Origin of the sequence: Verrucosispora sp. WMMA2121, assembly GCF_027460185.1 — a bacterium.
GTDB classification, from domain to species: Bacteria; Actinomycetota; Actinomycetes; order Mycobacteriales; family Micromonosporaceae; genus Micromonospora; species Micromonospora palythoicola.
Map to the genome: position 1 here is coordinate 2,828,075 of NZ_JAPZBH010000006.1, position 26,436 is coordinate 2,854,510.

A 26,436-nucleotide genomic window follows, 5' to 3' on the forward strand; every position below is an offset into this window, starting at 1 on the left:
GGTACGGCTGCGGGTAGGCTGCCTGACGGCCCGGCCGGTGGCGCGCCACGACGCCGGGCATCATTGGACATGTGTGGTCAACCGCTCGCGGTCGTTTCCGACGGATCGTGAGGTACGGGCTGAGGAGGACGACGGTGGAGGAAAACGTGCCGGCCGGGCGCTGCGTGGTCGCTGTGGACGGGCCGTCCGGTTCGGGGAAGTCCACCGTCTCCCGACGGCTCGCCACGAGCCTCGGCGGGCGTTACCTCGACACGGGTGCGATGTACCGGGCGATCACCTGGGCGGTGCTGCGCTCCGGCGTCGACCTGACCGACACGCAGGCGGTGGCGAAGGTCGCCGGCGAGGTGGACCTGCGCATCGGCACCGACCCCACCGGGTACGGCGTGACTGTCGACGGAGTGAACGTCGAGGCCGACATCCGTGGCCCCGAGGTGACCGCCGCCGTCTCGGCGGTGGCCGCCGTGCCGGCGGTCCGGGCGCTGCTGGTGGCCCGTCAACGCGACATGATCATCAAGGCGGGCCGGATCGTGGTCGAGGGTCGGGACATCGGTTCCGTGGTGGCCCCCGACGCCGACCTGAAGGTGTACCTGACCGCGTCGGCGGCGGCGCGGGCCGCGCGACGCAGCGCCGAGAACGCCTCCGATGTCGCGGCCACCGCCGCCGACCTGGCCCGACGCGACCAGCTGGACTCGACCCGCAAGGCCGATCCGCTGGCCCAGGCGCCGGACGCGGTGGTCCTGGACACCACCGAGCTGGGCATCGACGAGGTCGTGGCGCGGCTGCGGGCACTACTTGTCGAACGGTCAGTGGCGTGAGCGACGACGGCTGGATCGAGCTGCGTGAGCCCGACCTGGACACCGAGGAGCAGACCGGTCCGCAGCCGGTGGTGGCCGTGGTCGGCCGTCCCAACGTCGGCAAGTCCACGCTGGTGAACCGCATCATCGGCCGCCGTCAGGCGGTGGTCGAGGACGTGCCGGGGGTGACCCGCGACCGGGTGCCCTACGACGCGCAGTGGTCCGGGCGGGCGTTCACCGTGGTGGACACCGGCGGTTGGGAACCGGACGCGAAGGATCGCGCCGCGGCGATCGCGGCCCAGGCGGAGACCGCCGTGGCCACCGCCGACGTGGTGGTCTTCGTGGTCGACGCGACGGTCGGCTCCACCGACGTCGACGAGGCGGCGGTGAAGATGTTGCGCCGCAGCGCCAAGCCGGTGATCCTGGTGGCCAACAAAGCCGACAACGCCAGCATCGAGTTGGAGGCCACCTCGCTGTGGTCCCTCGGCCTCGGCGAACCGCATCCGGTCTCGGCCCTGCACGGCCGGGGCTCCGGCGACCTGCTCGACGCCATCCTGGCGGCGCTGCCGGAGGCACCGAAGGTGGCCGAGTACCGCCCCCGGGGCCCACGTCGGGTGGCGCTGGTGGGCCGGCCGAACGTCGGCAAGTCCAGCCTGCTGAACCGTTTCTCCGGCGAGGAACGGGCGGTGGTCGACGCCGTCGCCGGCACCACCGTCGACCCGGTGGACAGCCTGGTCACCATCGGCGGCGACACCTGGCACCTGGTGGACACGGCCGGGCTGCGCAAGCGGGTCGGCCGAGCCAGCGGCACCGAGTACTACGCCAGCCTGCGTACCGCCTCGGCGATCGAGGCGGCCGAGGTGGCGGTGGTGCTGCTCGACTCCAGCGAGCCGATCAGCGAGCAGGACCAGCGGATCCTGTCCATGGTGACCGAGTCCGGCCGGGCGCTGGTGATCGCCTTCAACAAGTGGGACCTGGTCGATGCCGACCGCCGGTACTACCTGGACAAGGAGATCGAACGGGAACTGCGGCGGATTCCCTGGGCGATCCGGCTGAACCTGTCGGCGAAGACCGGCCGGGCGGTCGACAAGCTCGCCGCCGCCCTGCACCGGGCGCTGGACAGCTGGGAGACCCGGATCCCCACCGCGCAGCTCAACGCGTGGCTCACCGCCCTGGTCCAGGCCACCCCGCACCCGGTGCGCGGCGGCCGGGCACCCCGGATCCTGTTCGCCACCCAGGCCGGCGTGGCCCCGCCACGCTTCGTCCTCTTCACCACCGGTCCGCTGGACGCCGGCTACCAGCGCTTCGTCGAGCGCAAGCTGCGCGAGGAGTTCGGCTTCGAGGGCAGCCCGATCGAGATTTCGGTACGTCCCCGTAAGAAGCTCGGCCCCGGCGGTCGCGGCAAGGCCCACGGCTGACCCCAGCCACGCCGACACCCACGCCCTACCCCTTCCACCTATCCTCCTAGGACGCTGTAGGGGTGGTGGCATGGGTGGGGGCTGTGCGACGGGAGGGAGTAGCTGCGCTAAGCTGTACCGGCTGTCGCGGGCTACGGCTGGCGGTGGCATCGGGACGTGGCGCAGCTTGGTAGCGCACTTGACTGGGGGTCAAGGGGTCGTCGGTTCGAATCCGGCCGTCCCGACTTGAAAAAGGCCAGCTCAGCTGGCCTTTTTCACTTATATCTATGGATGTGTTGATCAGGTTTTGACACTTGATTCTGCCCGTACGAGCGTACGGTCTGAGGTCGATCGCCGTCCTGCCTGCGCCCGGGCGACGAGCGCGCGTGGCTCGGCGGCATCCGATGTTGTGCGGAGTTCGGTAGAGATCGCGATGACGGTGCAGGCCGCTTGAGCAGGCGTAACGGCCTTGTTCTCTGCCATGCGGCCCGGAGGCTTCCTGCGTCTTGGCACCGCGGCCCGGCAGGGCTTACCTCAGGTCTCGACGTCGTCCTTTGTAGATGGTCCTGACACACCTTCGACACGGATGTCCGTACGGTGACGTCGGTCCTTCCCGCCGCCGCTCATGACCGACCCGCATCGAATGGGCGGCCGCTTGTGTTCTGCGGCGGGCAGTTGGTCCGTCGTGTCTGCGGGTGGCGGGGTTCCGATGGCTGGGGTGGGCCTCCAGTGCTGGAGGTGATTGCCGGGCGGTGAGGAGGTTCGTCGTGGTCGATGGTGGTGTGATCGTTCGGGATCCGGTCACCGGGTTGTACGGGTTCCGGTTGGAGATGGGACGTGACCGTAACGGGGCGCGGATGCAGGCCCGTCGGACGGGGTTCGTGACGGAGAAGACGGCGTTGGCCGAGTACCGTCGGCTCAGCCGCCAACGTGACGCGCGGACCGTTCGGCTGAGGCTCACCGACACCGTCGAAACCCTCTGCCGGGACTGGCTTCGTGCCCGTGAGCAGGAGCTACAGGCGAACACTGTCTACAACTACACGTGGCTGCTCAGCCTGATCTACCCCTACCTGGGCACGGTGCGAGGCTCGCGGCTCAGCGCCCGGATGACCGAGCGCGCCTACCGCCACCTGGAAGCGGCCGGCTACTCCCGCACCACCCTGCGCACCCTCGACCTCGTGCTGACCAAGGCATACGGCGAACAGACCGGCTTGACCCTCGGCGCGCACCGGCCACGCGAAAGCGACACCCTGCGGCCTGTCTGGACCCTCACCGAAGCGCGCCGCTTCCTCGACCACGTCCACCATGACCGGCTCTACCCGCTGTGGCGGCTGCTGCTGGTCACCGGCCTACGACGCGGTGAACTGTGCGGCCTGCAGTGGCGCGACCTGGAACCGGACCTGGCCACCCTCACCGTCCGCCGGCAACGCGTCGTCGAAGACCCGGCCAGCCGAGTCCGCGACAAGCCACCCAAGTCCCACAACAGCACCCGAACCCTCATCCTCGACCCAGTCATCCTCACGACCCTCACCACCACGATGCCGGCGTCCGGTTCGGGGTACATGTTCACCGGCCGCACCGGCCAACCCCTGCGGCCCGACAACGTCACCAGCCGCTTCAACCACCTCGCCACCCGCGCCGGAGTCCGCCCCATCGGACCCCACCAGATCCGGCACCTGCTCGCCTGCACCTACCTCGACGCCGGATACGGCATCCACGAAGTCGCCGAACGACTCGGCCACGACCCAGGCACCCTCATGCGCTACTACACCCGCATCAACGCCACCCGCCGCCGACAAGCCACCGAACACATCGCCCAACTGCTCACCGAACCACCGCAGAAGAACGATCAGCCAAGGGCTGCGACCATGATCAGCCAGGGTCGATACGAACCAACCCAAGGTTCAAGATCAAGCTAAACCGGGTCGAACTGCCAGGCAAACCCGACCACGGAGCGGTCGACGACGTCAACAGTGGTAAACCGCGTTCTCCACGTCGGGTTCTACTGAGGTCGGGCCCGGTGCGGATCCAGATCCCGCGGAATTGTGCGGGTTCGTTCACACCGCGGATCGTCCCGATGCAGACCCGCCGGCTGGACGGGTTAACGAGACGATCCTGTCGCTCACCAGCCGCTCGCCCAGATGGCCGTGGCCGCGACCGAGCTGGCGCTCGCGCTCGGACGTGGGAAGAACACAGCAGACGGGGCTTGAACTCGCCACCACTCTCACCGTCGCGGAACAGCAGCGCGCTGGCCCCGTTGACCGGTAGCCCTCGACGCTGCGGGTGGTGATCGTGCCCGCTGGCGGTCTGTCGAATGTCGGGGAAAGTCTGCGGAACGAGACCGCTCGGCCCGTGACCACCGCTCGCCTTCACGGTGGCCACGGGCTCTTACCCTGCCTGTCACGACCCGCCGAGCAGTGCTCGTCCGCGGGGGTGCCGGCTGACTACGGCGCTGAGGTGAACTCGAAAGTTCCGGCACTCACGTTGTAGACGTCGTAAGCGCCGTCGCGGCGGACGAACGTGGCGCCGGGGGGTGGCGTCGTGGTGGCGGACGCCGACAGTAGCGGTACCCAGACCTGACCGCTCGTGCCGGCCGGCGCTGTCACCTGGATACGGAACTGGTTGGCGGTGTCACGGGCCCACCTGACCGTGAGTGCTCCCCGCGCTGTGGGCACCTGGCCCTGTGCCCAGTTCAGGGTGGCCGGCCTCGGCTTCACCTGCCAGGTCGAGTACCCCGGATTTACCGCAGTCGGCCCGAGGATCGACTCGGTGATCAGCTGGGTCGGGCCGGCTCCCCAGGCGTGGGCCAGGCTGTCGAAGCCACGTGACGGGAGACCATTGCTGTTGACGAACTCCCAGAAGGTCCCGGTGTAGTAACCGCTGTTCGGATCGACCTGGATGCCCCAGTGCCGACGCAGGAGTTCGACGGCGCCGGCCGTGTCTCCACTGTCGAAGCGGGCCATGACCTCCCAGGTGTTGTTGAGCGGTTCGATTGTGTGGCCGTATGGATCGGCCATGCTCGGTGCCGGCTGACTGATCTGACTACCGTGCGTCTGCCACCGGCTCCTGAAGTACGTGAGGATGCCCTGCACCCGTTCCGGCGGCGCGACGCCCAGCCGGATCGCGTTCATGTTCGCGTCCAGCGGGAAGACGTTCGGCCGGTCGTAGGTGTGCTTGTAGAGGCCGGCCGATGCGTTCCACAGCCGCGCGTTGATGGCGTTGCGCAACGCGGTGGCCTTGTTGGTGTACTCGGTGACCCTGGCGGCGGTGCCGACCCTGCTCTCCATCCAGATCATGTTCTGGAGCAACTCGTAGTAGGCGAGGCTGTATTCAGTCACCTCGCCGTTCTGGGTGGTCTGCCAGTAGTCCGGGTCGTTGGTCACGACGAGACCGTTGGCGTTGAGCCGCGTCGCATGATAGGCGGCCGCCGCTTGAAGCTTGGGCCGCAGGGCCGTGATGTACGGCGTGTCGCCGGTGTAGCGGTAGTACTGGATGGCGATGATGGCCGAGTACGCCGAGTAGGTCACCGCGTAGTCGAACTTGCCGCACCCACGGAAGCCGACCGCGCTGGTCAGCCGGCCGTTCGATGCCTGAAGGTTCATGATGCTGTCGATGGAGCCCTTGACGTACGGGACGCTGTTGGTGCCGAGGGAGAGCTGCATCACCGGGTTCGTGATGAGCAGGTCGCCGGACCAGATCGCCCGGTCGCGCTTGGCGCCGTCGAACACGACGGGCATATTGAAACAGGAGGCCACGCCGACCGGCACCATGTCCATCTGGGCGGTGTAGGCGCCGGCGTACCACATGCGGTTGAGCTGGTCGTCGCTGGACATGAACCAGCCCTGGTACCTGTCCGGTGTGGCGCGGTAGGCCCGGAAGGTGAGGCCGGCAGCGGTCAGCGTCAACGTACCGGGGGTGGTCAGCTGGACCGCCATGAAGCGCAGGCCGCCCCGCAGACCGCCCGTGTAGGTCCGGGCGCCGGTCACGCTCAGGGTGATGGGGGAGCCGTTGTCGTTGTTGTAGATTCCGCTGCTGTTCGCGGTGAGGAAGGGCAGGGCCTCGCTGGTGGTGACCCGCAGGGTGTTCGAGGATCCGCCGGAGGGCGTCGACGAGGAGACGCTGGCGTAGGGATTGCCGCCGACCTCCTTGCCGAAGTCGAGCACCACGGTGGCCGGTGAACTGCTCGACGTGGTGCGCAGCGTGGTCGATCCGCTGCCCTGACCGATCAGCGCCCCGGCGTTGGTCACCGAACCGCTGGTGCGAACGATCTGGACGGGACGCACGTTGTCACTGGTGGGAGCGGGCACAAGGCTCTGCCAGTTCGGGTTGGCTGGCCACGTGGGCGGTGCGGCCTTGGCGCCCTGCACGGACAGCAGGGTCGCGGCGACGCAGGTCGCGATGGCGACGACAGCGGTGAGGGCGACACGTGTGCCGCTGAGCGGTCTGCGTTGAGGAAGAAGGACAGCCTTGAGCACCTGGACCTCCAGGGGGACGGGATGAAACTGCCGATGCGGGCATGCTGTGGTGCGCAGTGGGGTGGTGGAAGGAAGCCGTAGAACGTTTCATCGAGGGCGAATCAATGAAACGTTTCACATCGCAGCTTGTCGATAGCGTACGAACGGGTCGTTGGCCGCGTCAAGGGGTGCGCCGGCGAGGTGGCCCGCATTGACCGCGACCGGCCATCGGGAACCCCGCCCGGGTGCAGGAGATTGCGTCGGATTGGCCTGCCGTCAGAGCGGGCGCCGCGCGTGCAACGGTGATCGCGTCTCGGCGGGCGGCCGGGTGTCTAGGTAATTATTGACGAACTCCTATGTGCTGGTTTAACGTCAAAGCGCCATAGGCGATGAAACGATTCAATATCGTGATCGCTTCGGCCTCACTCGATCCCGTCCCGCACCCATCCCGTCGCTTAAGGGCGGGTTTCCCGCCTGTGAAACAAGAAGGAGGAATGCTGCATGTCGAACGAGGAAACTGAGCTGGCGCCACGGCAGCCGCGCCCATCGCCGATCCGTAGGGCACTGGGTGGTGTCGCGATCGTCCTGGGCCTGCTCGCCGCGACGACGGTGGCGAGCCCGGCCACCGCCGCCAGCCCGTATCAGCGTGGTCCGAATCCGACCGCCGCCAGCATCGCGGCCACCACCGGACCCTTCGCCATCGCCTCGATAACGGTGCCCCGGGGCAACGGATTCGGCGGTGGGGTGATCTACTACCCGACCAGCACCAGCCAGGGCACCTTCGGCGGGATCGCGATCTCGCCGGGGCTCAACGGCACCTGGTCCGGCATCTCGTGGCTGGGACCGCGGCTGGCATCGCAGGGCTTCGTCGTGTTCGGGATCGAGACCAACAATCTCAACGACAGCCCTACCAGCCGTGGCACCCAACTGCTCGCGGCACTGGACTACCTGACCCAACGCAGCTCAGTGCGTAGCCGCCTCGACGCCAACCGCCTCGCGGTGATGGGGCATTCCATGGGCGGCGGTGGCGCCCTCGACGCGGCCCTGCGGCGGCCGACGCTGAAGGCGACGATCGGGAACGCACCCCACCTGCCGTCGGGCAGCCTGGCCAACGATCGGGTGCCGACGTTGATTTACGCCATGCAGAACGACACGCTCGTGACGCCGGCACGCCTGACCAGCTTGTACAACACCATCCCTGCCGCCACCGAGCGTGCCTACATCGAGGTGACGGGCGCGGGTCACAACTACATCGGACAGCCGAGCACCACACTCGCCCGCACGATGATCCCGTGGCTGAAGATATTCATCGACAGCGACACCCGCTACGCCCCCTTCCTCTGCCCCCTCAACGACCGATCCGGCATCAGGCAGTACCGCAACAGCTGCCCGCTGATCTGACGCCTGATCCACCTGCACGTCAGGTCGTATGGCAGCAGGTGCTGACCACCGGAGATCGGTCCGGACACCGGGTGTGGTGTTCGGACCGATCTTCCGGTGAAGGACGTGCGAGATGGACGACGACCTGTCGGATCGGGAGCACCCCGCCCCTGCGCCGGCTGCTGCGAGCGGTTCAACCCGTCGTGTCAAGCCGGTCGAGCAGAACGGCCAGCACCGTACGGTCGATGCCGAGGCCGGGGAACGCGGTGAGGGTACGCAGCGGGAAGTCACCCAGGACGGTCATCGCCTCGTGGTCGCCCAGGATACCGCGCGGGCGGCCCGTGGCGTCGACGCCGACAACCCGGCGCAGCGCATCGGCGCCGGCCGGGTCCGCCAGCCACTCCCGTAGTGTCGCCTCGGCGTCGAGGCGTACGGGAACCGGTGGGGCGTCGATCTCGACGGTGGCGCTCAGGCGTAGGTCGCGGGAGGAACGTCCGATCCCGATGTCGAACGTGCCCGCCTGGAGGACCCAGCGGCGTTGCCCGGTCGACCAGTAGGACAGGTCGCGGGCGCTGAGAGTGAGACTGACCCGCTCGGCGGCGCCGGGTGCGAGGTCGACCTTGACGAAGTCCTTCAGCTCGCGGATCGGGCGAGCCACCTGGGACTGCGGAGCGCCGACGTAGAGCTGGACCACCTCTTTGCCGGGCCTTCGTCCGGTTTTGGCGACGGTGCAGGACACGGCGACGGTCAGGTCGCCGTCCTCGACGCGTCCGGTGACCGTCACCGTCAGGTCGCGGTAGTCGAAGGTGGTGTAGGACAGGCCGTGACCGAAGGGATAGGCGACGTCGCGGCCGACGGCGTCGTATCCCCGGTAGCCGACGAATACGCCTTCGCCGTACCGGACGTGGCCGTCCTCGCCGGGGAAGTTGAGGTACGCCGGGGTGTCCTCGAGCCGCAGCGGCAGGGTTTCCGCGAGGCGGCCGGCGGGCTCGACGGTGCCGAGGAGCAGGTCCGCGGTCGCGCCCCCGGCCGCCTGGCCGGACAGCCAGGTTTCCAGGATCGCCCGGGCGTGGCCGTCCCAGTCGGCCAGCCGCACGGCGGAGCCGTTGGCCAGGACAACCACGAGGTTCGGGTTGGCGGCGGCGAGGCGGGGCAACAGTGCGGTCTGATTGTCCGGCAGCGCGATGTGGGGCCGGTCTGCACCTTCGGACTCGGCAGCACCGGGCAGACCGAGGAAGACGACCACCGTGCCGGCGCGGGCCGCAAGCGCGACGGCCTCGGCTGCCAACTGGTGGTCCTGGTCTGTGGTCTGGATGCCGAATCCGGCGGCGAAGGGCACGTGGACGCCGGTCGGCACCGCGGCACGCAGTTCCTCCAGCGCCACGTCGAGGCGGGTCGGGTTGACCTGCGAGCTGCCGGCGCCCTGAAAGCGTGGCGTACGGGCGAACTCGCCGATCACCGCGATCACGTCGCCGGCCGACGGACGTAGTGGCAGCAGATCTGCCTCGTTCTTGAGCAGCACCGCGCAATCGGCGGCCGCCGTACGGGCCAGCGCGTGGTGGGCGTCGACGTCGAAGCCGGCCACCGCGTCGTCGGCAGCGGGCGGCGGGCCGGCGGCCAGTGCCTGGTCGACAAGGCGCAGGATGCGGAGCGCCGCCCGGTCGAGGAGGTGCTCGTCGAGCGTGCCGCCGCGTACCGCCGCGACGAGCGCCGCGTCGCTCACCCCGAGGTTCGGTGGCATCTCCAGGTCGAGCCCGGCGGCCAGCGCGGCCACCCGGTCGTGCACGGCGCCCCAGTCGGAGACCACGACGCCGTCGAAACCCCATTCGGTACGCAGGACGTCGGTGAGCAGCCAGCCGTGCTCGGAGGCGTAAGTGCCGTTGATCCGGTTGTAGGCGCACATCACCAGCCACGGCTGGGCCCGGGTGACGACGCGTTCGAAGTGCGGTAGGTAGATCTCCCGCAGGGTCCGTTCGTCTACCTCAGCGCTGACCCGCAGCCGGTCGGTCTCCTGGTTGTTGGCGGCGAAGTGCTTGACGCAGGCGCCGACGCCCTGGCTCTGCACGCCGGTGACGTGCGCCTCGCCGAGTGCTCCAGTCAGGAGAGGGTCTTCGGAGAAGTACTCGAAGTTGCGCCCGCACAACGGTGACCGCTTGATGTTGACGCCGGGGCCGAGGACCACGCCCACTCCCTGTGCCCGGGCCTCCACGCCGATCGCCGCGCCGATCCGGCGCACGAGCTCCGGATCCCAGGACGAGCCGAGCGCGGAAGCGGTCGGAAAGCAGGTGGCCGGCAGACTGCCGGAGATGCCGGCCTGGTTGCCGTCCGGCTGACGGCGCAACCCGTGCGGACCGTCGGCCAGCATGACCGCCGGGATGCCCAGCCGGTGCACCGGCGAGGTGTGCCAGAAGGTCGAACCCAGGCAGAGCGCCGCCTTCTCCTCGAGCGTCAGCTCGGGTAGCAGATCGGCCATTGTCATCGACGTGTTCTCCGTTCCTGGGACGTGTCCGCACCGGCAGCGTCGGGTCAGCGAGTCGGGTCGGACAGCGCTACGCCGGTGGTGGCGCGGTCGTCCGGCGGACGACGAGGGTGGGGGAGAGCTTGACCTGCGTGGTGGGTCGGCTGCGGTTGCCGATGCGGTCCAGCAGGAGCCGGGCGGCGTTGACGCCGATCTCGCGGCCGGCCTGGTCGACACTGGTCAGTGAGATTGGCCGGAATGCGGCGAAGGTGGTGTTGTCGTAGCCGGCGACCGAGATGTCCTCCGGGACGCGGAGACCGGCCTCGGCGATGGCGTCGAGCGCCCCCATGGCGACGATGTCGGCACCGGCGAAGATCGCGGTGGGGCGGGTGGGGCGGTTGAGCAGCTGTTGAGCGCCGAGGTAGCCGCCCTCCTGGTTGTAGCGGGTCGACGCGATGTCGATCTCGTCGGCGAGGCCATGGGCGCGCATGGCCTGTTGGTAGCCCTCGGCGCGGATGGCGTTGGGCATCTCGGCGAGGCAGTCGGCGGTGGTCTCGTGATGTTCGATGTGGGCGATGCGGCGGTGCCCCAGGTCGGTGAGGTGGTTGACCACCAGGGTGGCGCCGGTGCGGTCGTCGTCGACGACGGTGTCGTAGCTGCGGGAGTGTCCGTGGCGGCCGACCACGACGGTGGGCACCGTGCCGGCGATCCTGTCGAGGTCGGAGCAGTTCGAGATCGGCGCTATCAGGACCATGCCGTCCATGCCGCGGTCGATCATCGCGTTGACGATCCGCGCCTCGGCCTCCTGGCCGTTGCAGCCCGGCCCGAGCAGGACCTGGTATTCGCTTCCGGCGATGTGGGCGTCGAGGCCGTCCAGGATCTCGGCGAAGAAGGGGTTGCGGATGTCGGGCACCAGAACGCCGATGGTGTACGTCCGGCCCCGCATGCCTCGGGCGGCGGCGTTCGGTCGGTAGCCGAGTTCGGTGATCGCCTGGCGTACCTTCGCCTGCATCTGGGGGCTGACGCCGTAGGCGTTGCGGAGCACCTTGGACACCGCGGTGGTGCTGACCTGTGCGTGTCGCGCGACGTCGATGATGGTGATCCGGCGGGCCGGCGCTGACAGCTTCTCCACCTGACGTCCTCCGGGCTGTGTAAAACGTTGCGCAGAGACTAGACCGCCGCGTCGCCGATGTCAGCAGGCAACCCCTTGACGTCCGCTGGATGACCTCCTATGGTCAGCCGCAACATTTTGGAAAACGTTGCCCACGCCACACCGTTCACGGCCGAGGGATCGCGTCGCTGCTGGGCCCTCATTGGACCTATCGTATGAAACGTTTCAAAGAGTGGATTGCGGATGACTACTACCCCGGACAGTGACAAAAGGGTCGCTGTCGATGGTCGACGAGCGGCAGCGCCGCCGTGGTGGTTCGCGGCACCGGCGCTGCTGCTGTTCGCCTTCGTGGTCCTGGTGCCCAGCGCGCGTGGCGTCTACTACGCCTTCACCGACTGGGACGGACTGAGCCCCGACCTCGCCTTCGTCGGCCTCGGCAACTTCGTCGACATCACCCGCGACCCCACCGCCCGGCAGGCGATCTGGCACACGCTGGTCATCGCCGTCTCGATCACGATCATCCAGAACGGCATCGGACTGCTGCTCGCACTCGGCGTCAACACAGTGATCAAGTCGCGCAACGTGCTGCGGGTGTTCCTGTTCGCGCCGGCCGTGGTCACCCCGATCGTGACCGCCTACCTGTGGCGCAACCTGCTGGGTCCGGACGGCGCCGTCAACAGCCTGCTCGCCGCGGTCGGACTCGGCTCGTGGCAGCAGGACTGGCTGGGCGATCCCGAGATGGCCCTCTGGTCGGTGGTGGCCGTGATCGTGTGGCAGTTCGCCGGCTACTCGATGGTCATCTTCCTGGCCGGGTTGCAGTCCGTGCCGAAGGAACTCTACGAGGCCGCCGCCATCGACGGCACCGGGCCGGTACGGCGGTTCTGGTCGGTGGTCCGGCCGCAACTGGCCCCCGCGATCACGATCAACCTGATGTTGTCGATCATCGGCGGCATCAAGCTGTTCGACCAGGTGTACGCCCTGACCGGAGGCGGCCCCGGACACGCCACGGACACCATCTCCACGCTGATCTACAAGGAGGCCTTCACGCTCGGCGAGTTCGGCTACAGCATCGCCCTCGCAGTGGTCCTGACGATCATCGTGGCGGTCGTGTCGACCGGGCAGTACCTGATGTTGGCACGCAACGAGAGGGCGGCGTCGTGAACCGTTACCGCTGGCGAACCTTCGGCCTGGAAATGGTCATGATCGCCGCCGCACTGGTGATCGCCTTTCCGGTCTACATCCTGGTGAACCTCGCCGTACGGGCCCCGTCTGACACCTCGTCGCCGCTGCGTCCGACGACCTCGCCCACCTTGTCCAACTTCACCGAGGCGTGGCGCGAGGGCGGGCTCGGCGGTGCGCTGATGAACAGCGTCCTGGTGACCACCATCAGTGTGCTGGTCGTGCTGGCGGTTTCCGCGCTGGCGGCCTATCCGCTGGCTCGGGCCACCGCCCACTGGTCGCGCGGCATGTTCCTGCTGATCATGCTCGGGCTGGTGTTGCCGTTCCAACTGGCCGCACTGCCGCTCTACCAGACCATGCGGGACCTCGGACTGCTCGGCACGGTCTGGTCCCTGGTGCTGTTCTACTCCGGGCTCCAGGTGCCCTTCACGACATTTCTCTACACCGGCTTCATCCGGGCCCTGCCCCATGATTTCGAGGACGCCGCGCTCATCGACGGCTGCCGTCCCTGGGAGGCGTTCCGGTACGTCGTCTTCCCGATGCTGAAGCCCATCACGGTCACCGCCCTCGTGCTCAACGCGATCACCGTGTGGAACGACTTCTTCACCCCGCTGCTGTACCTGAGTGGAAGCACCCAGCAGACCGTGCCCGTCGCACTGGCCGGGTTCGTCGGTCAGTACGTCGCCGACTGGAACCTCATCTTCGCCGCGCTGGTGATCAGCATCGTGCCGGTCCTGCTCCTGTACTTCGCGTTGCAGCGCAGCATCATCAACGGATTTGCCGGAGGGCTGAAGGGATGACCCCCTACGGGCTGCAGACGGAACAGCGGTGTGAGCCGCTGGGCGTGGGGGAGCGGCAACCCCGACTGTCCTGGAAGCTGGAATCCGACCGGCGCGGGGCGGCGCAGAGCGCGTACCGCATCACCGCCGCCGAGCGGGCCGCGGACCTCGACGATCCCGACCGCCTGATCTGGGACAGCGGCCGCCGGGAGTCCCCGGACGGTCTGCTGGTGCCCTGGGACGGGCCGGCTTTGCGGTCGGCCACCCGGTACCACTGGCGGGTCCAGGTGTGGGACGAGACCGGCTCTCCCGCCGGGTCGGCGCAGAGCTGGTTCGAGACCGGGCTGCTGCACCACGAGGACTGGACCGCGGCCTGGATCGGCCGGGATCCCGCCGCGCAGCCGCACGTCGACCCGCCGGGGGAGGAGGACCTTCCCCCGATGGACTCGCCACCGCTGTACCTGCGCCGGGAGTTCCAGCTGGAACACACCCCGGTGCGTGCCCGGTTGTACGCGACCGCGCGGGGTGTGTACGAGCCCCGGCTCAACGGCGAACGGGTGGGCGACGTCGAGTTGGCGCCGGGGTGGACCGAGTACCACCACCGGCTGCAGTACCAGACCTACGACGTCACGACGATGCTGCGAACCGGTGCGAACGCGATCGCCGCGATCGTCGCGGACGGCTGGTGGTGCGGGTACGTCGGCTTCGACCGGCGTCGTCCCGCCCGTCACTACGGTGACCAGCCGGCCTTGCTGGCGCAACTGGTCATGGAGTTCGCCGACGGTTCCCGTCAGGTGGTGACCACCGACGCGAGCTGGAGCGAGCATCCCGGCGCGATCCGCGCCGCGGACCTGCTGATGGGCGAATACGTCGACCGGCGCTGGCACGTGCCGGGCTGGGATCGAGCCGGGTGCCCGGACGCTCGGTTCGTCGCGGTGGCCGTGCTCGACGCCACCCCGGGGCCACTGGTGGCCGAGCCAGATCACCCGGTCCGGGTGGTGACCGAGATGCCGGCGGTCGAGGTGACCCGACGCGCGTCCGGCCGCTACGTCGTCGACTTCGGGCAGAACGTCGTGGGGCACATTCGCCTGACCCTGCGCGGTGCCCCGGAGGGGCAGCGGATCGTGCTGCGGCACGCCGAGATGCTCGCCGACGGCGAGCTGTACGTGGCGAACCTACGCACCGCACGAGCGACCGACGTGTACGTCTGCGGCGGGGACGAGGTGGAGGTGTTCGAGCCGCGCTTCACCTTCCATGGATTCCGCTACGTCGAGATCGACAACCACCCCGGCGAGCTGGTCACCGCCGACATCGTCGCCCGGGTGGCGCACAACGACCTGCCCTGGACCGGCCGATTCCGGTGCTCGGACCCGATGGTCAACCAGTTGCAGTCCAACATCACCTGGGGCCAGCGCGGCAACTTCGTCGCGGTGCCGACCGACTGCCCGCAACGTGACGAGCGGCTCGGCTGGCTCGCCGACGCGCAGATCTTCGCGCCGACCGCCGGACGCAACGCCGACGTCTCCGCGTTCCTGGCCCGCTGGATGCGCGACGTAGTGGACGGGCAGGACGCCGACGGTGCCTTCCGGGACGTCGCGCCCGTGGTGTCCCTGCATCGGGAAGCCGCCCCCGCCTGGGGCGACGCGGGCGTCATCATCCCCTGGTATCTATGGCGAACCTACGGCGACCGGCGGGTGCTGGCCGACAGCTTCGACGCGATGCGCGCCTGGGTCCGGCACATCCACCGGCACAATCCCGACCTGCGCTGGCGCAACCGCACCGGCAACTCCTACGGCGACTGGTTGCAGGTCGACGTCACCACCGAGCGGGAGGTGCTGGCGACCGCCTACTTCGCCCACAGCACACACCTCGTCGCCCAAGCCGCCGAGGTGCTGGGTCGCTCCGACGACGCCACCGAACTACGGCAGCTGCACGCCCGGATCCGTGACGCCTTCATCGACTCCTACGTGCATCCCGACGGCACGGTCGAGGGCGGCACGCAGACGGCGTACCTGTTGGCGCTCGCGTTCGGGCTGGTGCCGCAGCGGCTGGTCGCGGCGGCCGTGGGGCACCTGGCCGCCGACATCGAGAAACGCGATCACCGGCTCACCACCGGATTCGTCGGCGTGGCCCTGCTCTGCCCGGTGCTGACCGAGCACGGTCGGACCGACCTGGCCTACGCCCTGCTGCACCAGACGGAGTACCCCTCCTGGGGCTACTCGATCCGGCACGGCGCGACCACCATCTGGGAGCGCTGGGACGGGTGGACCGACCACGCCGGGTTCCAGTCACCGGCGATGAACTCGTTCAACCACTACAGCCTCGGCAGCGTCGGCGACTGGCTCTACGGCCGGGTCGCCGGCATCGACCAGACACCGTCCTCGGTGGCGTACCGCGAACTGCTGCTGCGCCCCCAGCCCGGCGGCCGGCTCACCTGGGCACACGCCGAGCAGGAGACCGCGCGGGGGACGGTCGCCTGCGGTTGGTCGATCGCCGACAACCGGATCACCGTGACCGCCACGGTGCCACCCGGAAGCACCGCCGTACTGCAGATCCCCACGGCCGACCCGGCCAGCGTGCGCGAAGGCGATGCGCCGGTCGCCGGTCAGCCCGGGGTTCTCGGGGTCGAGCCGTCCGCCGCAGGGGCCACCCTGCGGCTGGCGTCCGGCCGCTACACCATCACCGCCGCGGCACCCGACGCGGTTTCCTGACCGGCAGATCAGCCCGGGAGACACAGTGAGAATCAAGAGGTTCGCAGCCGTGGTGGCCGCGACGACGATGACGATCGCCTTCACCGCGTGCAGCGGTGGCACCAACGCCAGCACCGACGCCAACACGTTGACCCTCGCCTCGGTCGACCAGGGCTCGGTCGAGGACGTGGTGAAGGCCTTCGAGGACGCCAACCCCGGGGTGAAGGTCAACTTCACCACCAGCGGAGCCGACCAGTACCAACAGCAGATCCGTACCCAGCTGGCCTCCGGCACGGCCCCAGACGTCATGACGGTCTGGCCGGGCAACGGCAACCCCGGCGCCACCTTCGTGCTGGCCGAGCCGGGCTATCTGATGGATCTGTCCGACCAGCCGTGGGCAGCCCAACTGCCCGAGTCGGTCAAGAGCGTCGCCCAGTACGACGGCAAGACCTACAACGCGATCTTCGGGCTCAACGGCATCGGCGCGATCTACAACCAGGAGGCCATGGAGAAGGCTCAGCTGACCCCGCCGGGCACCTGGACCGAGCTGCTCACGTTCTGCCGCAACGCCGCCGCCAAGGGCACCCCGGCCTTCGCGCTCGGCATCCAGGACAACTGGGTCACCCAGATCGCGCTGTTCGCGCTGGTCGCCACCACCGTCTACGGCAACGACCGGGACTTCGACACCAAGATGCAGGACGGCCAGGCCACCTTCGCGGACTCGGAGTGGACCACGGCGATGGCCAAGTACCAGGAGATGAACGAGACCGGCTGCTTCCAGAAGAGCCCGCTCAGCACCAGTTACGAGGCCAGCCAGGAGTTGGCCGCCACCGGCAAGACGCTCGGCATCATCCAGGGCAACTGGGTGGTGGCGCTGCTCAAGGGCAAGAACCCGTCGGGCACGTTCGTGCTCAAGCCGCTGCCGGCCACCGACGACCCGGCCACCTTCGTCATGCCCGCCGCCGCAGGCGCCGGCTACGGCGTCAACGCCAAGGCCAAGAACACCGATCTGGCGCTCAAGTTCGTCAACTTCGTGATGTCTCCCGAGGGCATGCGGGTGTTCAACGCCAAGCAGGGCAGCCTGCCGTCGCTGCCGAACAGCGGCTCGGAGGTCGACCCCGCCTTCACCGACCTGACCACCTTCATCAACGACAACCGGACCGTGCCCTTTATGGACCAGCTGTGGCCGAACGCGAAGGTGCAGCAGACCATGCTCTCCGGCCTACAGGAGATCTTCAGTGACCAGGCCACCGCTCAGCAGGTGCTGACCAGGATGGACGCCGAATACCAGGCCGGTTCCTGACCTGCGACCGGAAGCCGTCGAGGGTACTCACGCGACCATTCGATCGGCCGCTTGCCGGCGCGTCTCCGACTGGAGGCGCGCCGGCGGTGCCCGGACATCCGTGGCCACTTGGGCGAGGAGGAACATCCGTGGGCGCAGACTTTCCGGCCGACTTCCTGTGGGGCAGCGCCACCTCGGCCCACCAGGTCGAGGGAAGCAACGTCAACAACGACTGGTGGGACTTCGAGCACCGCCCCGGCAGCGCGGCACGCTGGTCCTCCGGCGACGGCATCGACCATTACCACCGCTACGCGCAGGACTTCGCCCTGCTGCGGTCACTGGGCCACAACGCGCACCGGCTGTCGCTGGAGTGGTCCCGGATCGAGCCGGCCCCCGGCGAGTTCAGCCGCGCCGCGACAGCGCACTACCGGCGGGTGCTCACCGCCCTGGCCGACACGGGCATGACCGCCTTCGTCACCCTGCACCATTTCACCTTGCCGCGCTGGTTCGCGGCCGCCGGCGGCTGGCTCGCGGCGGACGCCGAGACAACGTTCGCCCGCTACTGCCGGTATGTCAGCGCAGAACTGGGTGACCTGATGCCCTTCGTGTGCACGATCAACGAGCCGCAGATGGTCGCCCTGCACGGCTACCTGGAGGCGTACCATCCGCCGGGCATCGCCGACGAGACGCTGTGGAAGCGGGTCGGTGGGCGGCTGCTCGACGCCCACTTCGCGGCGGTGCGGGCGGTGCGTACCGAATCGGACCGGTCACGGGTCGGCTTGGCGGTCCAACTGCCGCTGCTGGCGCCGGCCCGCGACGACGAGGCGTGCCGGAGGCTGTGCCGCCTCATGCGGCATGAAATCGTCGATCGGTATCTCGACGGGCTCACCGGCGCGGATCGCGGCGACTTCCTCGGCGTGCAGTACTACCGCAAGCAGTGGGTCGATCCGAACTCGCCCACCCTGTTCGGTGAGCCGCCGGCCGGCTTTCGCCGGACCCAGATGGGCTGGGCCGTGCATCCCGACGGTCTGCGGCAGATCCTGCACCGGGCCGCCCGGACCGGTCTGCCGCTCTACGTGACGGAGAACGGGGTCGCCACCGAGGACGACACCGAGCGGGTCGACTACCTGCACTCGCACCTCGCTGCCGTAGCCCAGGCCATGGCCGAGGGTGTCGACGTACGCGGGTATCTGCACTGGTCGGCCTTTGACAACTTCGAGTGGAGTGAGGGCTACCGGCCGAAGTTCGGCCTGATCGCCGTCGACCACGACGACGACTTCGCCCGGATCGCCAAGCCGAGCGCGTACGCCTTCGCCAAGGTGGCCGAGACGGGCCGGCTGGACCCAACAGGGTGAGTGGACGTCAGTCGCGGCGGTGGTCGCTGGAGCGCCGCACGACCAGTTCGGGCTGGAAGACGACGTGCCGGTGGCGGTGGGCGAGGCCCCCCTCGGCCTCCTCCAGCAGCAGCAGCGCGGCTGTGCGGCCCAACTGTTCGCGGGGTTGGCGCACCGACGACAGGGGCACCGCCGCCGCACCGGCGAATTCGATGTCGTCGTACCCGACGATCGCGACGTCGTCGGGCACCCGCAGCCCGCGTTCGGTCAGCTGCTGGAGGACACCGAGGGCGATCAGGTCGTTGGCGCAGATCACGGCGGTGGGTCGGCGTCCGGCGGGCAGAGCCAGCAGTTCCTCGGCGGCGCGTCGGCCGCCGCCCACGGTCAGGCTGCTCGTCGTGGCAACCCGCAGCTCGGCGTCGCCGGCCCGCTCGGACAGTGCTGCGGCGGCGCCGGCGTGCCGGTCGGCCACCTGAGGGATGGAGAAGGGTCCGCCGGCGTACGCGATGCGACGGTGCCCCTGATCCAGCAGGTGCTCCATGGCCAGCCGACCGCCGAGGAGGTCGTCCACGGCCACTGAGCAGCGACTGGCCTGCCCCGATCCGCGGTCGACCAGCACCACCGGGATGCCGCGGCTGTGCAGGCGTTCCAGGTTGGGTTGCAGGCCGTGCGCGACGGGGGTGATGAGTACGCCTCGCACCCGCTGCTCCTCCAGCAGTTCGAGGTGCCGGCGTTCCCGGGCGCTGTCCTCACCGCTGTTGCAGACGATGAGCATGGCGCCGGCCTCCTCGATGACCTGCTCGGCGCCGTGGACCACGTCGGTGAAGAACGGGTTGGCGACGTCGAGCACGACGATCGCCACGGTGCGGCTTTGTCCGGCGCGGAGTTGGCGGGCGGAGTCGTTACGGACGTAGCCGAGTTCGGCGATGGCGTCGAGGACCCGTTGTCGGGTGGCCGGCGCGACCGTGTTCGGCCGGTTGAGCACGTTGCTGACGGTGCCCAGGGACACGCCGGCGTGCCGCGCGACCTCCTTGATGCTTGCCGTAGCCATGGCTCCCTCGGCGGTGTCGTGCCTGGTGGGTGGTCGGGCCCCCGGGACAAGGCTGGACTGTCGGGGTCCGCCCCGATCGGGGGAAGTCTATCGCTTGTATAACGTTTCATTCATCCAACCCGCCCCGGGTCGCGCTCGGCAAGAGGAACTGCCAGGTGAAGGGCGGGTTCGGGGCCAAGAGGGTCGCCGGATAACAACTCGGTAACCGGCCGGAAACCCTTGACCTGTGCCTGAGGTCACACCTACAGTCGGGACAGCAATGAAACGTTTCATTAGGTCGCGTCGAGCTGCGAAGGAGGCCAGGTGCTTCCGGTCTTGGCACTGGAGGGTGTGGACAAGTCGTTCGGAGCCGTCGCCGCGTTACGCGACGCCCGACTGGACTTGTTCGCCGGTGAGGCGCACGCCCTGGTCGGTGAGAACGGCGCCGGCAAGTCCACCCTTGTGAAGATCCTGGCTGGTGTGCACGGGCCGGACGCGGGCCGGATGCTGCTCGACGGGGAGCCGGTCACCTTCGGCAACCCGGCCGACGCTCGGGGTGCGGGCATTGCCGTGATCTACCAGGAACCGACCCTCTTTCCCGATCTGTCGGTCGCGGAGAACATCTTCATGGGCCGGCAGCCCCGCAAAGGGCTGCGCCGCATCGACGCCGCGGCCATGCGGGCGCGTACCAACGAGCTGTTCACGCGGCTCGGCGTCGGGATCGACCCGGACCGGCCCGCCCGTGGTCTGTCCATCGCCGATCAGCAGCTGGTGGAGATCGCCAAGGCGCTCTCCTTCGACGCCCGGGTGCTGGTGATGGACGAACCGACGGCGGCGCTCTCCGGCGTCGAGGTCGAGCGACTCTTCGCCGTGGTCCGTACGCTGCGGGAGAACGGCGCGGCGGTGCTGTTCATCTCGCACCGTTTCGACGAGGTGTTCGCCCTCTGCCAGCGGGTCACCGTGATGCGCGACGGCCGTTGGATCGCCACCGACGAGATCGGTGAGCTGACCGTCGACGGTGTGGTGCGGACCATGGTCGGCCGCGACATCTCCTCGCTGTTTCCGAAGACGGACACCGAGCCGGGCGAGGTCCGCCTGGAGATCGACGGGCTGACCCGGCACGGCTACTTCGACGACATCTCGTTCAGCGTGCGTGGCGGCGAGATCGTGGCGCTGGCCGGGCTGGTCGGCGCGGGACGCAGCGAGGTCGCTCGGGCGATCTTCGGCGTCGACCGCTACGACGCCGGTGAGGTCCGCGTCGACGGTCGGCGGCTACGGCCCGGGGACCCGCCGGCGGCGATCGCCGCCGGGCTGGCCCTCGTGCCGGAGGACCGCCGCCAGCAGGGCCTGGTGATGGAGCTGTCGATCGAACGCAACGCGACGCTGCCGCGTCGGTGGGCGCTGAGCCGGCTGGGGCTGCTGTTCGGCGGCAGCGAGCGGCGATCGACCGCGGACTGGGCCCGCCGGTTGCAGGTCAAGGCCGCCCGCAACAGCGACCCGGTCTCCACCCTCTCCGGCGGCAACCAGCAGAAGGTGGTGCTGGCCAAGTGGCTGTCCACCGAGCCACGGGTGCTCATGATCGACGAACCGACCCGAGGCATCGATGTCGGCACCAAGTCCGAGGTGCACCGGCTGCTCTCCCAGCTCGCCGCCGAGGGAGTGGCGGTGCTGATGATCTCTAGTGAGCTGCCGGAGGTGCTCGGCATGGCCGACCGGGTGCTCGTCATGCACGAGGGCCGCCTGGTCGCCGACATCCCCCGTCATCGGGCCGATGAGGAAAGCGTCATGTTTGCCGCGACCGGACAGCGGGAGGCCGCCGCATGACCACCGCAGACGTACACCAAGCGCACGCCGCCACGGCGGGCGGGCCCGGCCCTCAGTCCGGCGCCCGTTCGGCGCACCGGCTGTTCGTCGTCCGCGAACTGGGCATCCTGCTCGCGCTGGTGCTCCTGGTCGCGGTGACCTTCGGCGTGAACCAGCGGTTCCTGTCCGCACAGAACATCAAGGACCTGCTACTCAGTTCGACCATCCTGGCGATCCTCGCGGTCGGGCAGGCGATCGTCATCATCACCCGGAACGTCGACCTGTCGGTCGGGTCGATTCTCGGCCTGTCCGCGTTCGCCACCGGCGTGCTCTTCGTCGACAACCCCGGCCTGCCCATCCCGTTCGCCATCGGAGTCGGCGCGGCGCTCGGCGCGGCCTGCGGCGCGGTCAACGGCGCCCTGATCGCCGCGGCTCGGGTACCGGCCCTGGTGGTGACCCTCGGCACGCTGTACGTGTTCCGGGGCCTCGACCACACCTGGGCCACCGGACGGCAGATCAACGCCGCCGACATGCCGCGCGACTTCCTGCGGATGGGCAACGCCACCGTCCTCGGCGTGCCGGTGCTCGCCCTGTTCGCGGTCGCCGTGCTCGTCGTCGCCGGCTACCTGTTGAAGAACTACCGCAGCGGTCGCGAGCTGTACGCGATCGGCTCCGACCCCGACGCGGCGCGGCTCTCCGGTATCGCGGTGGGTAGACGGGTGTTTTTCGCCTTCGTGGCCAGCGGCGCGCTCGCCGGGCTCGCCGGTGTGCTCTACGCGGCCCGTTTCGGCACCATCGACGCGAACGCCGGCCTCGGCCTGGAACTCAACGTGGTCGCGGCCGTGGTGGTCGGCGGCGTCGCGATCTTCGGTGGCAGCGGTTCGGTGTACGGCGCCGCGCTCGGCGCCGTCCTGCTCACCACCATCGGAAGCGCCCTGCCCGTACTGGGGGTCAACCCGTTCTGGCAGCGCGCCGCCGTCGGCGCACTCATCCTGGCCGCCATCGGGCTGGACCGGGCGCTCGCCGTCCGCATGGCACGCCGTCTGCGAGGAGGCAACACCCGTGGCAACTGACACCATGGCCGCCCCGACGGGCACCGCGACGGCGGGGCCGCCCGTCTGGCGTCGACTGTTCGGCTCGTGGGACGCCATCCTCATCGTCGCGTTGATCGTGGTGGTGCTCGTCGCCACCGCCATGATCGAGGGTGTCGGCAGCCCCCGCTTCTACCGGTTCCTGGTGCTGGAGGCCATCCCGATCGCGCTGATCGCCCTGCCGATGACGCTTGTCATCATCACCGGCGAGATCGACCTCTCGGTGGCCAGCACGGTGGGGCTCACCTGCTCGGTGCTCGGTCAGTTGTGGTACCTCGGCGTCACGTCCCTGCCGCTGCTCATCGTGCTGAGCCTGCTGCTCGGCGCCGTGCTCGGCGCGGTCAACGGCGTCTTCATCACCGTGTTCGGTCTGCCGTCACTGGCGGTCACCATCGGCACGCTGGCGCTCTACCGTGGCCTGGCGTACGTCGTGCTCGGTGACCGCGCGATCGCCGACTACCCGCCGACCTGGACCCAGAACGCGATCGCCCCCATCCCGGGCACGGTCATTCCGTGGTTCGTGTTGGTCCTGGCCGCCCTGGCCGTCGTCTTCGGCGTGCTGCTGTACGCCACTCCGATCGGCCGCTCCCTTTACGCGATCGGCAACAACGCCGAGGCCTCCACCTTCAGCGGCATCTCGGTGCTGCGCACCAAATTCTGGCTGTTCGTCGCCACCGGTGCCATGGCGTCCCTGGCCGGGGTGTTCTGGACGTTCCGTTTCGCCAGCGCCCGCGCCGACAACGCGACCGGCCTGGAGTTGGCGGTGGTGGCGGCCGTGCTTCTCGGCGGCGTCTCCATCTTCGGCGGTCGGGGCGGTCTGGTCGGTGTGCTCGCGGCGGTGGCCCTGCTCGGCGTGCTCCGCAACGCGTTGCAACTGGCCAACGTGCCGGCGAACACGCTGACCATCGTCACCGGCACCCTGCTCATCCTCTCCGTGGTCGGACCGAACGTCGTGCGGATGGCGCGCGAGCGGCTCCGTCGTCGCCGACCCGTCACCACCAACCTCGAAAGGACCTCGTCATGATCATCAGACGTACCCGGGTTGTCGCGACCGCAGTCCTGGCGGCCGTGGCCCTCACCCTCGGCGCCTGCGCCGAGGACACGGGCGGCACCGACCCCGGCACCGGTGACACCGGCAACGCCTCCGGCACGATCAAGGAGGGTCTCAAGGTCACCTTCCTGCCCAAGCAGGTCAACAACCCGTACTTCGAGACCTCCGACAACCAGGGCGGCAAGGCGGCGGTCGAGGAGTTCAAGGGCCAGTACGCCCAGACCGGCCCCTCCGAGGCGAGCCCATCGGCCCAGGTGTCCTACATCAACACCCTGTCCCAGCAGGGCACCGACGTCATCATCATCGCGGCGAATGACCAGGACGCGGTCTGCGGCTCGCTGACCGAGGCGAAGGCCGCCGGTGCGAAGGTCATCACCTACGACTCGGACACCAAGCCGGAGTGCCGCGACGCGTTCGTCAACCAGGCCAGCGCCGAAGGCATCGCCCAGACGCAGATCAAGCTGATCTCCGAGGCGGTCGGTCCGGACGGTGGTGAGATCGCGATTCTCTCGGCGACGGCGAACGCCACCAACCAGAACGCGTGGATCGAGCTGATGAAGACCGAGTTGGCGAAGCCGGAGTACAGCAAGCTCACGCTGGTCGCCACGGTCTACGGCGACGACCAGGACGAGAAGTCCTTCCAGGAGGCGCAGGGCCTGCTGTCGAAGTACCCCAACCTCAAGGGCATCATCTCTCCGACCACGGTGGGTATCGCCGCCGCCGCCCGCTACCTGTCCGGCTCGTCCTACAAGGGCAAGGTGCAGCTGACCGGCCTCGGCACCCCGAACCAGATGCGCGAGTACGTCAAGGACGGCACGGTCAAGTCCTTCGCCCTGTGGAACCCGGCGGACCTCGGCTACCTCGCCGCGTACGCGGGCGGGGCGCTGGCCTCCGGGATCATCACCGGTAAGGAGGGCGAGACCTTCACCGCCGGCAAGCTCGGCGAGTACACCGTCGGCGCGAACGGCGAGATCCTGCTGGGCGACCCGTTCGAGTTCAACGCCGACAACATCGACGAGTTCAACTTCTAGGGTCACGGGTAGGTGTGGTGTGCGCCGGATCTGCTTCACCCTTCAGGTCAGGACGGACCGGCTGGAGGAGTACCGGCGCCGCCACGCCACCGTGTGGCCCGACATGCTCGCCGCGCTCAAGCGCGCAGGCTGGCACGACTACTCACTCTTTCTCCGTGAGGACGGACTGCTGGTCGGCTGTTTTCTGACCGAGGACCTCGACGCCGCGCGGGCGGCGATGGAGGCGACCGAGGTCAACGCGCGGTGGCAGGCGGAGATGGCCCCGTATTTCGCCGACCTGCCCGACGGGCGACCCGACCGGGGTTTCCGCGTCCTGACCGAGATCTTCAACCTGGAAGAGCAACTGGGGGAACAGCAATGACCGAGATCGACCCGGCCACGCGCAGACGGGTCATCGACGCCCTGCGGGAGCAGCGCATCGAGACACCCTCCTGGGCGTACGGCAACTCGGGCACCCGGTTCAAGGTGTTCGCGCAGGCGGGAGTGCCGCGTGACCCGTACGAGAAGGTGGCGGACGCGGCGACGGTGCACCGCTTCACCGGCGTGGCACCGACCGTCGCGCTGCACATTCCGTGGGACCGGGTGGACGACTATGCCGCGCTGGCCGCCTATGCCAAGGAGCAGGGCGTCGAGCTGGGCACGATCAACGCCAACGTGTTCCAGGACGACGACTACAAGCTGGGCTCGGTCACCAATCCCGACCCGGCGGTGCGCCGCAAGGCGATCGGGCACCTGCTGGAGTGCGTCGACGTGATGGACGCCACCGGTTCGCGTGATCTCAAGCTGTGGTTCTCCGACGGCACCAACTATCCGGGCCAGGACAGCGTTCGGGAGCGCCAGGACCGGCTCGCCGACGCGCTGCGGAAGGCGTACGACCGGCTGACCGGTGATCAGCGCCTGTTGCTGGAGTACAAGCTGTTCGAGCCGGCGTTCTACCTGACCGACGTGCCCGACTGGGGCACCGCGTACGCGCACTGCGTGGAGCTGGGCGAGCGGGCGCAGGTGGTCATCGACACCGGCCACCACGCGCCGGGCACGAACATCGAGTTCATCGTGGCCTTCCTGCTGCGCGTCGGGAAGCTGGGCGCCTTCGACTTCAACTCGCGGTTCTACGCCGACGACGACCTGATGGTGGGCTCGGCGGATCCGTTCCAACTGTTCCGGATCATGCACGAGATCGTCCAGGCCGACGCGCTGCGTCCGTCCTACGGCATCGCGTTCATGCTCGACCAGTGCCACAACATCGAGCCGAAGGTGCAGGCGGTCATCCGGTCGGTGCTCAACGTCCAGGAGGCGACCGCCAAGGCGCTGCTGGTGGACACCGCTGCGCTGACCGCCGCTCAGCGCAGCGGTGACGTGCTGGAGGCCAACGCCGTGCTGATGGACGCGTACAACACCGACGTACGACCGCTGCTGCGCGACCTGCGCGAGGAGGTGGGTCTGGACCCGGACCCGGTCGCGGCCTACAAGCGTTCCGGATACCTGGAGCGGGTCAGCGCCGAGCGGGTCGGTGGACAGCAGGCGGGCTGGGGTGCCTGACCTGCACTGACGATCCGTACCGCTCGCTGACCC

19 protein-coding genes and 1 tRNA gene are annotated in these 26,436 nt (G+C 68.9%); 16 read left to right on the forward strand and 4 right to left on the reverse strand.

Translation table 11 applies throughout. From position 1 onward, the window contains the following. Window positions 1-134: 134 nt before the first annotated feature. From cmk to O7605_RS21645, 4 genes are all read left to right on the forward strand, one after another. Window positions 135-815, forward strand: coding sequence for a (d)CMP kinase (cmk, locus tag O7605_RS21630; protein ID WP_269740831.1), 681 nt, complete (start codon window positions 135-137; stop codon window positions 813-815). Further along, a complete protein-coding gene (der, locus tag O7605_RS21635; RefSeq protein WP_269740832.1) occupies window positions 812-2,212 on the forward strand; it encodes a ribosome biogenesis GTPase Der in 1,401 nt (466 codons plus the stop codon). The genes cmk and der overlap by 4 nt, the downstream gene beginning before the upstream one ends. 150 nt (window positions 2,213-2,362) lie before the next feature. Beyond that, a tRNA-Pro gene (locus tag O7605_RS21640) sits at window positions 2,363-2,436 on the forward strand. A gap of 522 nt (window positions 2,437-2,958) precedes the next feature. Further along, a complete protein-coding gene (locus O7605_RS21645; RefSeq protein ID WP_269740833.1) occupies window positions 2,959-4,110 on the forward strand; it encodes a tyrosine-type recombinase/integrase in 1,152 nt (383 codons plus the stop codon). Between the two features lie 525 nt (window positions 4,111-4,635). On the opposite strand, the gene O7605_RS21650 is transcribed toward O7605_RS21645, so the two are convergent. Continuing rightward, entirely contained in the window at window positions 4,636-6,666 is a 2,031-nt protein-coding gene (locus O7605_RS21650; protein ID WP_269740834.1) for an alpha-L-rhamnosidase-related protein, read from the reverse strand. Between the two features lie 480 nt (window positions 6,667-7,146). On the opposite strand from O7605_RS21650, the gene O7605_RS21655 reads away from it, so the two are divergent. Further along, the gene (locus O7605_RS21655; RefSeq protein ID WP_269740835.1) at window positions 7,147-8,046 is read left to right on the forward strand and encodes an alpha/beta hydrolase family protein; all 900 of its coding nucleotides are present in this window, start codon (window positions 7,147-7,149) and stop codon (window positions 8,044-8,046) included. Between the two features lie 172 nt (window positions 8,047-8,218). On the opposite strand, the gene O7605_RS21660 is transcribed toward O7605_RS21655, so the two are convergent. Both O7605_RS21660 and O7605_RS21665 read right to left on the reverse strand, forming a co-directional pair. Next, window positions 8,219-10,504: a glycoside hydrolase family 3 C-terminal domain-containing protein gene (locus tag O7605_RS21660; RefSeq protein ID WP_269740836.1), complete on the reverse strand. Its 2,286-nt coding sequence runs from the start codon at window positions 10,502-10,504 to the stop codon at window positions 8,219-8,221. A gap of 70 nt (window positions 10,505-10,574) precedes the next feature. Then, complete coding sequence (locus tag O7605_RS21665) at window positions 10,575-11,615, reverse strand: LacI family DNA-binding transcriptional regulator (RefSeq protein WP_269740837.1); 1,041 nt, start codon at window positions 11,613-11,615, stop codon at window positions 10,575-10,577. Between the two features lie 222 nt (window positions 11,616-11,837). Between O7605_RS21665 and O7605_RS21670 the strand changes: the two genes are divergently transcribed. From O7605_RS21670 to O7605_RS21690, 5 genes are all read left to right on the forward strand, one after another. After that, window positions 11,838-12,755: a carbohydrate ABC transporter permease gene (locus O7605_RS21670; protein ID WP_269740838.1), complete on the forward strand. Its 918-nt coding sequence runs from the start codon at window positions 11,838-11,840 to the stop codon at window positions 12,753-12,755. Then, window positions 12,752-13,573, forward strand: a complete 822-nt coding sequence (locus tag O7605_RS21675) for a carbohydrate ABC transporter permease (protein WP_269740839.1) — start codon at window positions 12,752-12,754, stop codon at window positions 13,571-13,573. The genes O7605_RS21670 and O7605_RS21675 overlap by 4 nt, the downstream gene beginning before the upstream one ends. Beyond that, on the forward strand, window positions 13,570-16,263 hold the full coding sequence (locus O7605_RS21680; protein WP_269740840.1) for an alpha-L-rhamnosidase: 2,694 nt from the start codon (window positions 13,570-13,572) through the stop codon (window positions 16,261-16,263). Before O7605_RS21675 ends, O7605_RS21680 begins: the two co-directional genes overlap by 4 nt. 25 nt (window positions 16,264-16,288) lie before the next feature. Next, window positions 16,289-17,545, forward strand: coding sequence for an ABC transporter substrate-binding protein (locus O7605_RS21685; RefSeq protein ID WP_269740841.1), 1,257 nt, complete (start codon window positions 16,289-16,291; stop codon window positions 17,543-17,545). A 128-nt stretch (window positions 17,546-17,673) separates the two neighbouring features. Beyond that, window positions 17,674-18,879, forward strand: coding sequence for a glycoside hydrolase family 1 protein (locus O7605_RS21690; protein WP_269740842.1), 1,206 nt, complete (start codon window positions 17,674-17,676; stop codon window positions 18,877-18,879). Between the two features lie 7 nt (window positions 18,880-18,886). On the opposite strand, the gene O7605_RS21695 is transcribed toward O7605_RS21690, so the two are convergent. Next, window positions 18,887-19,909 (reverse strand): LacI family DNA-binding transcriptional regulator, encoded by a 1,023-nt coding sequence (locus O7605_RS21695; protein ID WP_269740843.1) that lies wholly within the window; start codon window positions 19,907-19,909, stop codon window positions 18,887-18,889. A 303-nt stretch (window positions 19,910-20,212) separates the two neighbouring features. Here O7605_RS21695 and O7605_RS21700 point away from each other — a divergent pair, with 303 nt between their 5' ends. The 6 genes from O7605_RS21700 to rhaI are packed head-to-tail and all read left to right on the forward strand — an operon-like array spanning window position 20,213 to window position 26,403. Then, window positions 20,213-21,712: a sugar ABC transporter ATP-binding protein gene (locus O7605_RS21700; RefSeq protein WP_269740844.1), complete on the forward strand. Its 1,500-nt coding sequence runs from the start codon at window positions 20,213-20,215 to the stop codon at window positions 21,710-21,712. Continuing rightward, entirely contained in the window at window positions 21,709-22,764 is a 1,056-nt protein-coding gene (locus tag O7605_RS21705) for an ABC transporter permease (protein WP_269740845.1), read from the forward strand. The genes O7605_RS21700 and O7605_RS21705 overlap by 4 nt, the downstream gene beginning before the upstream one ends. Then, complete coding sequence (locus O7605_RS21710) at window positions 22,754-23,806, forward strand: ABC transporter permease (protein ID WP_269740846.1); 1,053 nt, start codon at window positions 22,754-22,756, stop codon at window positions 23,804-23,806. The genes O7605_RS21705 and O7605_RS21710 overlap by 11 nt, the downstream gene beginning before the upstream one ends. Beyond that, the gene (rhaS, locus tag O7605_RS21715; RefSeq protein ID WP_269740847.1) at window positions 23,803-24,864 is read left to right on the forward strand and encodes a rhamnose ABC transporter substrate-binding protein; all 1,062 of its coding nucleotides are present in this window, start codon (window positions 23,803-23,805) and stop codon (window positions 24,862-24,864) included. The genes O7605_RS21710 and rhaS overlap by 4 nt, the downstream gene beginning before the upstream one ends. Before the next feature lie 19 nt (window positions 24,865-24,883). Continuing rightward, window positions 24,884-25,225 (forward strand): L-rhamnose mutarotase, encoded by a 342-nt coding sequence (locus O7605_RS21720; RefSeq protein WP_269740848.1) that lies wholly within the window; start codon window positions 24,884-24,886, stop codon window positions 25,223-25,225. Continuing rightward, entirely contained in the window at window positions 25,222-26,403 is a 1,182-nt protein-coding gene (gene rhaI / locus O7605_RS21725) for an L-rhamnose isomerase (RefSeq protein WP_269740849.1), read from the forward strand. The genes O7605_RS21720 and rhaI overlap by 4 nt, the downstream gene beginning before the upstream one ends. Window positions 26,404-26,436: the final 33 nt, after the last annotated feature.

Coding starts and splice junctions, on each gene's coding strand:
- rhaS (WP_269740847.1), top strand. CDS start 23,803: ATGATCATCAGACGTACCCGGGTTGTCGCGACCGCAGTCCTGGCGGCC.
- O7605_RS21655 (WP_269740835.1), top strand. CDS start 7,147: ATGTCGAACGAGGAAACTGAGCTGGCGCCACGGCAGCCGCGCCCATCG.
- O7605_RS21680 (WP_269740840.1), top strand. CDS start 13,570: ATGACCCCCTACGGGCTGCAGACGGAACAGCGGTGTGAGCCGCTGGGC.
- O7605_RS21695 (WP_269740843.1), bottom strand. CDS start 19,909: ATGGCTACGGCAAGCATCAAGGAGGTCGCGCGGCACGCCGGCGTGTCC.
- O7605_RS21670 (WP_269740838.1), top strand. CDS start 11,838: ATGACTACTACCCCGGACAGTGACAAAAGGGTCGCTGTCGATGGTCGA.
- rhaI (WP_269740849.1), top strand. CDS start 25,222: ATGACCGAGATCGACCCGGCCACGCGCAGACGGGTCATCGACGCCCTG.
- O7605_RS21705 (WP_269740845.1), top strand. CDS start 21,709: ATGACCACCGCAGACGTACACCAAGCGCACGCCGCCACGGCGGGCGGG.
- O7605_RS21660 (WP_269740836.1), bottom strand. CDS start 10,504: ATGACAATGGCCGATCTGCTACCCGAGCTGACGCTCGAGGAGAAGGCG.